The following is an 8,024-nucleotide window of genomic DNA, read 5'->3' on the forward strand; positions in this document are numbered from 1 at the left end:
CCTAGGTAGGATGGAGCAAAATGCTTCTTTGCTTTCATTATTTCGCGGCTACGCCTTCGCCCTTCAGGACGACAAGTTCGCCATCTTTCTCATCAATGGTTAAAGAGTCACCTTTGGCAATATTGCCTCTGAGCAGTTCCTCAGACAAGCGATCCTCGATATGCTTCTGAATCGCTCTGCGCAGCGGTCTCGCTCCGTAAGTCGGATCGAATCCTTCTTTGGCAAGGAATACCTTTGCTTTGTCTGTTAGCAAGAAATCAACCTCTTGCTCTTTCAAGCGTTTGCGTAGATCATCGGCCATCAGGCTGACAATTTGTGCGATATGTGCTTCATCCAAGGAGTGGAACACGATAATTTCATCGATACGGTTAAGAAACTCGGGACGGAAGCTTTTCTTGAGCTCGCCCATTACTTTATCCTTCATATTGGTGTAATCTCTACCTGCATCAACAGCAGCCGTAAAGCCAAGCGAAGAATTTTTCTTAATCATATCCGCGCCAACATTGGATGTCATAATAATCAATGTGTTGCGGAAATCAACCGTGCGTCCTTTGGAATCTGTTAAACGACCATCTTCCAGCACTTGCAATAGAATGTTGAACACTTCTGGATGTGCTTTCTCGATCTCATCGAGCAGTACAACCGAGTATGGCTTACGGCGAACTTTCTCGGTAAGTTGACCGCCCTCTTCGTATCCAACGTAACCCGGAGGCGCCCCTACTAATCTGGAAGTCGAGTGCTTCTCCATGTATTCCGACATATCAATTCGGACTACAGCGTTATCATCACCGAATAGAGATTCTGCTAATGCACGTGCTAATTCGGTTTTACCAACACCCGTTGGTCCGAGGAATATGAAAGAGCCCATTGGACGCTTCGGATCTTTCAGACCTGCTCTAGCGCGGCGAATTGCACGGCTTACCGCTTTAACAGCTTCTTCTTGGCCAATGACACGCTCATGAAGAATATCTTCCATTTTGAGCAGACGCTCTGTTTCTTCTTCAGCAAGTTTACTTACCGGAATTCCTGTCCAGCTCGCCACAATTTGCGCGATATCATCTGGTGTTACTTCTGTGTCCAAACGACCTTGCTTCTCTTTCCAATCATTCTTCGTTGTATCCAGCTCTTCGCGAAGCTTCTGCTCCGTATCACGAAGTCCAGCTGCTTTCTCGAATTCTTGACTTTGAACCGCTGCATCTTTCTCCTTACGGATGTTATCCAGCTTGCTCTCAAGCTGTTTCAATGAAGGTGGCGTTGTGTAAGAACGTAGTCTTACTTTGGAGCTCGCCTCATCGATCAAATCGATTGCTTTATCTGGTAAGAAACGATCCGTAATGTAACGATCAGAAAGCTTAACAGCTTCTTGGATCGCAGCATCCGTAATTTTCACACGGTGATGAGCTTCATAGCGATCACGAAGTCCATAAAGAATTTGAATTGCTTCTTCAGGTGATGGTTGATCTACTGTAATCGGTTGGAAACGACGCTCTAATGCGGCATCTTTTTCAATATACTTACGATATTCATCCAACGTTGTAGCACCAATACATTGCAGCTCGCCTCTAGCTAGTGCCGGTTTAAGGATGTTGGAGGCATCAATTGCACCTTCAGCTCCGCCAGCACCAATCAATGTGTGAAGCTCATCAATGAATAGTACGATATTTCCGGCTTGACGAATTTCGTCCATGATCTTTTTGAGACGGTCTTCAAACTCGCCGCGATACTTAGTCCCTGCTACAACAGATCCCATATCGAGGGTCATTACCCTTTTATCCTTCAACGTTTCGGGAATTTCATTGTTTATAATTTTCTGTGCAAGACCTTCCGCAATCGCTGTTTTACCAACACCTGGCTCACCGATCAGTACCGGATTGTTCTTCGTTCTGCGGCTTAACACTTGAATAACACGCTCAATTTCTTTGCTGCGCCCAATCACTGGATCCAAATGACCTTCTTTGGCATACGCCGTCAAATCGCGTGCTAAACCATCCAATGTAGGCGTGTTCACATTCGGATTACTACCATGACTTGGTGACACGGTCTCGCTGCTTCCAAGCAATTGAAGGACTTGTTGACGTGCTTTATTCAAAGAGACACCTAAGTTATTAAGGACTCTTGCCGCAACACCTTCTCCTTCGCGAATAAGCCCGAGTAAAATATGTTCAGTCCCCACGTACGTGTGACCTAATTTTCTCGCTTCATCCATCGAAAGCTCAATGACCTTCTTCGCTCTAGGTGTATACGCAATGTTGGTAGGCTGCTCTTGTCCTCTGCCAATCAGTGACTCCACTTCGTCTTGAATTTTCTCAAGACCTAAGCCCAAAGCAACGAGCGCTTTAGCGGCAATACCTTCCCCTTCACGAATTAGACCAAGTAAAATGTGTTCCGTACCAATATTGTTATGCCCTAAACGAACAGCTTCTTCTTGAGCAAGAGAGAGAACCTTCTGCGCACGTTCCGTAAATCTTCCAAACATCATAGAGAACACCTCCAAAATTAGTATATCTATGGAAATCCTAAAGGATGAATCTTATCTTTCTTAAACCCTACCAAATCTTTCGCGTATCAACTCTGCCCTGCGTATATCTCGCTCTTCGGCATTCAATTTCTCACCGGCATATTGTTGAAGAAAACCAGGCTGCGTCATCACCAACAGCTCATTCAAAACATTCGATGAAACGTTGTTGATTATTCCAAGATCAATGCCAAGTCTCACATCTGATAAACGCTGCGCGGCTTCCTTCGAATCCATGATTCCCGCATATGACAAAATACCTAATGAACGGTTCACACGATCTATTATCCGCATTCGGGACTCTTGAATCAGCTTATGTCTCGCAGCACGTTCATGCTCTATAATTTGCCGTGCTACACTGTGTAAATTATCAATAATCTCATCTTCGGATTGGCCAAGCGTAATTTGATTCGATATTTGAAACAGATTTCCTAAAGCTTCGCTGCCTTCCCCGTATAATCCTCTAACTGTCAACCCAACTTGCGTAACAGCTGATAAAATCCGATTAATTTGTTGGCTTAGCACTAGCGCCGGTAAATGCATCATCACCGAAGCGCGGATCCCGGTACCGACATTCGTAGGGCAGCTTGTTAAGTAGCCCCTTTTTTCGTCATACCCATAATCCAGCTGTGTTTCAAAAATATCATCGATTTGGTTCGCCAAATCCCATACTTCTTTAATCTGAAAACCGGGACATAAACATTGTATGCGAAGATGATCCTCTTCGTTGATCATAATACTGATGGATTCATTTTCGCTTAAAATAACGGCGCCATTCCTGGACTCGTTAGCTAAATTAGGACTAATTAAATGCTTTTCTACTAGAACCATTCGTTCAAGCTCATTGAGATCGGATAACGGAATGAGCGAAAAATTGCTTATCGTCTCCAACTCATCATTTTCAAGCACACCGGACAAATGATCCAGCACTTCTTGTGATTGTTGATTTGTCGCTAGCATGGGATAAGGGTAGTCCCTAAGGTTGCGAGCAATGCGGATCCGACTACTGATGACGATATCCGACTCAGGCCCTTCGCCCTTCATCCATTCGCTTAATGCATCTGCTGTAAACCGCTGTGATGTCACTGGATTCACACCTCCTTACAAACTCACATACCCGCAATTTTCTTCTCAATTTCACGAATTTGATCACGAATCTTTGCAGCCTGTTCGAACTCTTCTTGTTCGATACAGGTCATCATATCCTTCTTGAGCGTATCAATTTCCCGTTTACATTGGATGATGCCACCACTTCGCTTAGGCACTTTCCCAACGTGAACGATATTTCCATGCACTCTTTTGAAGAGAGGATCTAACTTTTCTGAAAAGCTTTGATAGCAAGATCCGCAACCAAAACGTCCTAATTTACTAAACTGAGAATACGTAAGGCCACAGTTCTCACAACGGATCGCCTGAGACTTTGCAGCGGATAGCGATGATGGTTCGAAATCAAGTAATCCTGATAACAGATTGTGAATCGAAAATCCGTTGGATGTTCCTGGAATCATTTCGCCCTTTTCACGAGCGCAATTCTCACAAATGTGGAACTCGTTCTTGTCTCCATTCACAATCTTTGTAAAATGAAGAGTCGCCGGTCGTTTCCCGCATTCCTGACAAATCATTTCATATGCCTCCTCATCTGCTAAGCAAGGATATCAGCATTGCTTTAAGAATCTTAGCCCGAATTTCATCGCGCAGCGGGAGCTTGAAGGTCAACACATCTCTCGAAATTGCGGCCCGAATCAGGTTAGCTTCTCGTGTTGAAATATAATGGCCTTCCTGCAGTTGGTATACGAGTCCTTCTGAAGTGACTTGATCAATGTGCGTATGAATCGTGCGAAAAATGTGGTCTAAAATGGACCCGTGACTCTTGAGCTCGATTTTTTGGATACGTATGTATCCACCACCGCCGCGCTTGCTTTCCACAATGTAACCTTTTTCCAAGGTAAACCTTGTACTGATCACATAATTAATTTGGGAAGGCACACATTGGAACTGATCAGCTAGATCATTGCGTTGAATCTCAATGGCCCCTTCGGAACTCTGCTGCAAGACATGTTTTAAATACTGCTCAATAATTTCTGATACGTTGCGCATCAATTCGTCCTCCCAGATTGCCAGAAGTAAATTGACTTTGACTTTCTTTGACCTTAACTAGATTATAATCATTTCCTTTCTTTTTGACAAGTACTGCTCTTAAAATCCAATCCTTAATGATCCGATATCCAAAAGTGAACCTTACTATTGTTGACCTTACCTACAGTTTTATTCGAAATAAAAACAAAAAAGCCTTCTTGAGATTTCTCTCAAAAAGGCTCTTCATGAGGGGCAGGAGCAAATGATCGGGTATATTCTGACGCGTGCGGATTTTACTTAGTACCATGCATCTACTCGAATGGGCATTTTCAATTAACAGGAAAGCCTCCTGCTAATTTGGAGTGCGATAGGGAGAAATGTGTGGTTAACGGGAAAAGCTCCATGTAATTTGGCGTTTTCTTAGACTTTCGGCGAAATAAGCATAATTAGCTGAAGGTTTTCCTGTTAGTGTTAACTTGTCTGCGGAAATGGCGTATTTAACGGGAGGTTCTCCCGTTAAACAGCAAAAAACCTTATGAGGAATTCTCCTCATAAGGTTCTTCAGTGTGCTTGGCAACGTTCTACTCTCCCAGAACCCTGCGGTTCAAGTACCATCGACGCTGGAGGGCTTAACGGTCGTGTTCGAGATGGGAACGCGTGGGTCCCCTCCGCCATCATCACCAAACAGTCAAAGCGTGGTTTGCGCCTTGAAAACTAGATACGAAACTTGCGTAAAGGTTTGAATTGCTTAGGTTTTCTGGGCCCCAATCAAGTATTCGGAATTCACTACAAAGCTTATCTTCACTTGGTTGGGAATTGGTTAAGCCCTCGACCGATTAGTATTCGTCAGCTGCATGCATTGCTGCACTTCCACCTCGAACCTATCAACCTCGTCGTCTACAAGGGGTCTTACATACTGGGAAATCTCATCTTGAGGGGGGCTTCGCGCTTAGATGCTTTCAGCGCTTATCCCCTCCGTACATAGCTACCCAGCGATGCCTCTGGCGAGACAACTGGTACACCAGCGGTACGTCCATCCCGGTCCTCTCGTACTAAGGACAGCTCCTCTCAAATTTCCTACGCCCGCGACAGATAGGGACCGAACTGTCTCACGACGTTCTGAACCCAGCTCGCGTACCGCTTTAATGGGCGAACAGCCCAACCCTTGGGACCTACTTCAGCCCCAGGATGCGATGAGCCGACATCGAGGTGCCAAACCTCCCCGTCGATGTGGACTCTTGGGGGAGATAAGCCTGTTATCCCCAGGGTAGCTTTTATCCGTTGAGCGATGGCCCTTCCATTCGGTACCACCGGATCACTAAGTCCGACTTTCGTCCCTGCTCGACTTGTAGGTCTCGCAGTCAAGCTCCCTTATGCCTTTGCACTCTGCGAATGATTTCCAACCATTCTGAGGGAACCTTTAAACGCCTCCGTTACATTTTAGGAGGCGACCGCCCCAGTCAAACTGCCCACCTGACACTGTCCCCATACCGGATTACGGTACCAGGTTAGAACTCCGATACGATCAGGGTGGTATCCCAACGGCGCCTCCACCCAAGCTGGCGCTCAGGCTTCAAAGGCTCCCACCTATCCTGTACAGATCGTACCAAAGTCCAATATCAAGCTGCAGTAAAGCTCCATGGGGTCTTTCCGTCTTGTCGCGGGTAACCTGCATCTTCACAGGTATTAAAATTTCACCGGATCTCTCGTTGAGACAGCGCCCAAGTCGTTACGCCATTCGTGCGGGTCAGAATTTACCTGACAAGGAATTTCGCTACCTTAGGACCGTTATAGTTACGGCCGCCGTTTACTGGGGCTTCAATTCATAGCTTCGGGTTTAACCCCTAACCACTCCTCTTAACCTTCCAGCACCGGGCAGGCGTCAGCCCGTATACTTCGCCTTGCGGCTTCGCACAGACCTGTGTTTTTGCTAAACAGTCGCTTGGGCCTTTTCACTGCGGCCCCCTCGGGCTATTCACCCTACCGAGGCACCCCTTCTCCCGAAGTTACGGGGTCATTTTGCCGAGTTCCTTAACGAGAGTTCTTCCGCGCGCCTTAGAATTCTCTTCTCACCCACCTGTGTCGGTTTGCGGTACGGGCACCTTCGCCTGGCTAGAAGCTTTTCTTGGCAGTGTGAACTCATGACCTTCGGTACTTAAAGTTTCCCTCCCCATCACAGCCCAGCCTTAACGGTTAGCGGATTTGCCTACTAACCAGCCTCACTGCTTGGACGAGCATCCATCAGCTCGCGTCACTATCCTTCTGCGTCACTCCATCGCTCATAACGGCTACGGTGGTACAGGAATTTCCACCTGTTGTCCATCGACTACGCCTTTCGGCCTCGCCTTAGGTCCCGACTTACCCTGAGCGGACGAGCCTTCCTCAGGAACCCTTAGGTTTTCGGCGGATCAGATTCTCACTGATCTTTTCGTTACTTATACCGGCATTCTCACTTGTATGCGCTCCACCTGTCCTTACGGTCAGAATTCAACGTACATACAACGCTCCCCTACCCATGCACATAGTGCAAGCCATAGCTTCGGTGGCGTGTTTAGCCCCGTTACATTTTCGGCGCAGAGTCACTCGACCAGTGAGCTATTACGCACTCTTTCAATGGTGGCTGCTTCTAAGCCAACATCCTGGTTGTCTGTGCAACTCCACATCCTTTCCCACTTAACACACACTTGGGGACCTTAGCTGATGGTCTGGGCTGTTTCCCTTTTGACAATGGATCTTAGCACTCACTGTCTGACTCCCGGATTTAAGTTTGTGGCATTCAGAGTTTGACTGGACTTGGTAACCCTTGGCGGGCCCCGCACCCAATCAGTGCTTTACCTCCACAACTCAACATCCGAGGCTAGCCCTAAAGCTATTTCGGGGAGAACCAGCTATCTCCGAGTTCGATTGGAATTTCTCCGCTACCCCCACCTCATCCCCGCATTTTTCAACATGCGTGGGTTCGGGCCTCCAGTGAGTGTTACCTCACCTTCACCCTGGACAGGGGTAGATCACACGGTTTCGGGTCTACGTCCACGTACTAAAGCGCCCTATTCAGACTCGCTTTCGCTGCGGCTCCGTCTTTTCAACTTAACCTCGCACGGGAACGTAACTCGCCGGTTCATTCTACAAAAGGCACGCCATCACACATAAAGAGTGCTCTGACTTTTTGTAAGCACACGGTTTCAGGTTCTTTTTCACTCCGCTTCCGCGGTGCTTTTCACCTTTCCCTCACGGTACTGCTTCACTATCGGTCACTAGGGAGTATTTAGCCTTGGCAGATGGTCCTGCCGGATTCCGACGGGGTTTCACGTGACCCGCCGTACTCAGGATACCTCTAGGGGTTTCGTTCGATTTAAGCTACAGGGCTTTTACCTTCTATGCCGGACCTTTCCAGATCACTTCGCCTACCGAACTAACCCCATATCGAGGTCCT

The 8,024-nt window shown here is 47.0% G+C and carries 4 protein-coding genes and 2 rRNA genes (1 of these 6 running past the window's edge); all 6 read right to left on the minus strand.

What is annotated here, in order from left to right; translation table 11 throughout:
* Positions 1-37: 37 nt before the first annotated feature.
* Positions 38-2,479: an ATP-dependent protease ATP-binding subunit ClpC gene (clpC, locus tag ACBP55_RS36450; protein WP_464648452.1), complete on the minus strand. Its 2,442-nt coding sequence runs from the start codon at positions 2,477-2,479 to the stop codon at positions 38-40.
* A gap of 60 nt (positions 2,480-2,539) precedes the next feature.
* Positions 2,540-3,559: a protein arginine kinase gene (locus ACBP55_RS36455; RefSeq protein ID WP_051253568.1), complete on the minus strand. Its 1,020-nt coding sequence runs from the start codon at positions 3,557-3,559 to the stop codon at positions 2,540-2,542.
* Positions 3,560-3,624: 65 nt separating this feature from the next.
* A complete protein-coding gene (locus ACBP55_RS36460; RefSeq protein WP_464648453.1) occupies positions 3,625-4,137 on the minus strand; it encodes a UvrB/UvrC motif-containing protein in 513 nt (170 codons plus the stop codon).
* Positions 4,138-4,150: 13 nt separating this feature from the next.
* The gene (locus ACBP55_RS36465; RefSeq protein WP_029196492.1) at positions 4,151-4,612 is read right to left on the minus strand and encodes a CtsR family transcriptional regulator; all 462 of its coding nucleotides are present in this window, start codon (positions 4,610-4,612) and stop codon (positions 4,151-4,153) included.
* A gap of 547 nt (positions 4,613-5,159) precedes the next feature.
* Positions 5,160-5,276: ribosomal RNA gene (gene rrf / locus ACBP55_RS36470) — 5S ribosomal RNA — on the minus strand.
* A gap of 131 nt (positions 5,277-5,407) precedes the next feature.
* Positions 5,408-8,024, minus strand: a 23S ribosomal RNA gene (locus ACBP55_RS36475); it runs 301 nt beyond the window's last position.

The sequence above is a fragment of the Paenibacillus sp. WG02 genome, from assembly GCF_055396115.1.

Bases quoted from the DNA above. Each gene is read 5' to 3' on its own strand.
- clpC (WP_464648452.1), bottom strand. From the start codon at position 2,479: ATGATGTTTGGAAGATTTACGGAACGTGCGCAGAAGGTTCTCTCTCTT.
- ACBP55_RS36455 (WP_051253568.1), bottom strand. From the start codon at position 3,559: ATGAAGGGCGAAGGGCCTGAGTCGGATATCGTCATCAGTAGTCGGATC.
- ACBP55_RS36460 (WP_464648453.1), bottom strand. From the start codon at position 4,137: ATGATTTGTCAGGAATGCGGGAAACGACCGGCGACTCTTCATTTTACA.
- ACBP55_RS36465 (WP_029196492.1), bottom strand. From the start codon at position 4,612: ATGCGCAACGTATCAGAAATTATTGAGCAGTATTTAAAACATGTCTTG.